This is a genomic window from Desertihabitans aurantiacus, from assembly GCF_003344635.1.
Taxonomy (GTDB): Bacteria; Actinomycetota; Actinomycetes; order Propionibacteriales; family Propionibacteriaceae; genus Desertihabitans; species Desertihabitans aurantiacus.
Map to the genome: position 1 here is coordinate 1 of NZ_QPKK01000391.1, position 2504 is coordinate 2504.

2 protein-coding genes are annotated in these 2504 nt (G+C 75.8%); both read right to left on the reverse strand.

All coding sequences use genetic code 11. The features are described 5' to 3' along the window. Window positions 1-152: 152 nt before the first annotated feature. Complete coding sequence (locus DVA66_RS19365) at window positions 153-1049, reverse strand: CPBP family intramembrane glutamic endopeptidase (protein ID WP_114561462.1); 897 nt, start codon at window positions 1047-1049, stop codon at window positions 153-155. 177 nt (window positions 1050-1226) lie between these two features. Next, the coding region (locus DVA66_RS19370) for an N-acyl-D-amino-acid deacylase family protein (RefSeq protein ID WP_114561463.1) at window positions 1227-2504 on the reverse strand (1278 nt) is incomplete at its 5' end.

Sequence of the window (2504 nt, forward strand, 5' to 3'; positions counted from 1 at the left end):
CGGGCAGCGGCGGGGTGCCCGGCTCGGCCGCGGCCAGCAGCGGCAGCGCGACCAGCACCGCCACCACCACCAGCCAGCACCCGGCGGCCACCAGCAGGTCGGTGGACCGGGGGCCCGGCCGGTCGGCGCGCACGACGCTCACGGCACGCACCCTAGTGCTGGGGGTCGGGCCGGTAGCCGAGCCGGCCGCGGGTGGCGACGAGCACCACCACGGCGGCCGCGAGCGCGGCCACGGCCTGCGCCAGCAGGGTGGTGTCGGCGTCCAGGCCGGGGAACACCTCGCTCCACACGATCGAGGAGAAGTTGTTGACGCTGACGTGGGTGAGCATCGCCAGCGGCAGGCTCTGACCGGTGCGGTTGAACACCCACGACATCACGAAGTTGAACGAGACGCAGAAGAGCACGAACACCAGCGGACGGCTCCAGTGCAGGTCGGGCCAGCCGCCCCACTCGGTGAGGAACAGCGGCAGGTGCCAGACCGCCCACAGCGGACCCAGCAGCAGCGAGGCGCCCAGCGGCCCGAACCGGTCCTGCAGCCGCGGCAGGGCGAAGTCGCGCCAGCCCGGCTCCTCGGCCAGACCGGTGGTCAGCAGCTGCAGCACCAGACCGGGCAGGTAGGCCACCAGCACCAGCACCGACGGCGCGCGGACGTCGCCGCCGGAGAAGACCAGCCCTGCCAGGGTGAGCACCGCCGGGACGCCGAGCAGGGCGACGGCGTACCAGGTCCAGCGGACCCGCCAGCGCCACAGCCGTCCGACCCAGCGGCGCAGCCCGGCGCGGCCGTCGGCCACCGCGGTGACGAGGAAGGCAGAGAAGATCGGCCCGAGGTAGGCCCCGGGCAGCATGCCGAGGAGCTGGCTGGTGCCGAGCACCTCGGGGAAGCGGAACGCCCACAGGCCGAGGCCGTTCTGCGAGAGCACGTAGGGCGTCCAGGCCGCCCAGCTCAGCAGGTTGGCCAGCAGGAAGAAGGTCAGCAGCGGGTGCCGCCGGACGACGCCGGCGAGCCCGCCGGAGCGGGTGGTCGGGGGGTTGGGGTCGGTGGTGATCATGGTCCCGACGCTAGGAACCGGGGCGGGGGTGCCACGAGAGCCGGGCGACGGGTTCTCCCGGCCTCCATCGAAGGATGGAGACGGTCACGGCCCCCTTCACACACCGTCGTCGGACGGCACACACGCTGCAGCAGGGGTGCCGGTGCGCGAAGGTGTGTGCCGGGGGCTGGGCGGGGCTCAGGCGGCGGGACGGTGGCCCGGGCCGGGCAGCCAGCGTCCGGCCCGCTCGGCGGTGACGGCGCCGTCGACCCAGGCGGGACGCCCGGCCACCCAGACCCGGGAGACGCCCTCGGCCAGCCGGTACGGCTCGGCGTAGGTGGACCGGTCGGTGACGGTGGCCGGGTCGAGCAGCACCAGGTCGGCCACCGCCCCGGGACGCAGCACGCCGCGGTCCTCCAGCCCCAGCCGGCGGGCCGGCAGGCCGCTCATCTTGTGCACCGCCTCGGCGAGCTCGAGCACGCCGAGCTCGCGGACGTAGCGCCCGAGCACCCGGGCGAAGGTGCCGAAGCTGCGGGGGTGCGGCTGGTCGGTGCCCGCGGGACGCAGCACCCAGCCGTCGCTGGCCACCGCCACCCGCGGATGGCGCAGCACCTGCACCACGTCGTCCTCAGCCAGTGCGTGGTTGACGATGCCGACCCCGGCGCCGTGCGCGGCCAGCACGTCGAGCAGCACCTCGGTGCTGGTGCTGCCGTGCTCGGCGGCCAGCTCGGTCAGGCTGCGGCCCACCGCACCGGCCCACGGACCCTCGCTGACGGCGGCGAGCACCACCCCGGCCGGGTCGAAGGCGCGTCCGCTCGCCTCCTCGACCTCGGCGGCCACCCGGCGACGGGTGGCGGGGTCGCGCAGGCGCTGCTGCATCGCCTCCGGCCCGCCGTCCAGCGCCCAGTCGGGCAGCCGCGACATCAGCGTGGTCGACGTCGCGGTGTAGGGGTAGACGTCGGCCTGCACGTCCAGACCGTCGGCGACCGCCTCGTCGAGCAGGTCGAGCGCGGCGCCGACCCGTCCGTGGTGGGCCGGGCCGACCGACTTGAGGTGGGACAGCTCCAGCCGCACCCCGGTGGCGCGGGAGAGGTCGAGGGCCTCGGTGACCGCTGCCAGCAGGTCGGCCGACTCGCCGCGGATGTGGGTGCTGTGCAGCAGCCCGCGGTCGGCCGCCACCGCCAGCAGCGCGCGCAGCTCGGCCTCGTCGGCGTAGCTGCCCGGGGCGTAGACCAGGCCGGTGCTGACCCCGGCCACCCCGGCGGTGGCGGCGGCGTCCACCAGGGCCCGCATCCGGTCCAGCTCCTCGGTGGTGGCCGCCCGCTGGTCGGCGCCGACCACGGCGGCGCGCAGCGAGCCCAGCCCGAGCTGGGTGACGACGTTGACCGCGGGGCCGGCCGTCTGCACCGCGGCGGTGAACCCGCCCGCGTCGGTCCAGCTCCAGCCGAGCTCGGTGCCGAGGAAGCGGGTGGCGCG

Coding starts and splice junctions, on each gene's coding strand:
- DVA66_RS19365 (WP_114561462.1), bottom strand. CDS start 1,049: ATGATCACCACCGACCCCAACCCCCCGACCACCCGCTCCGGCGGGCTC.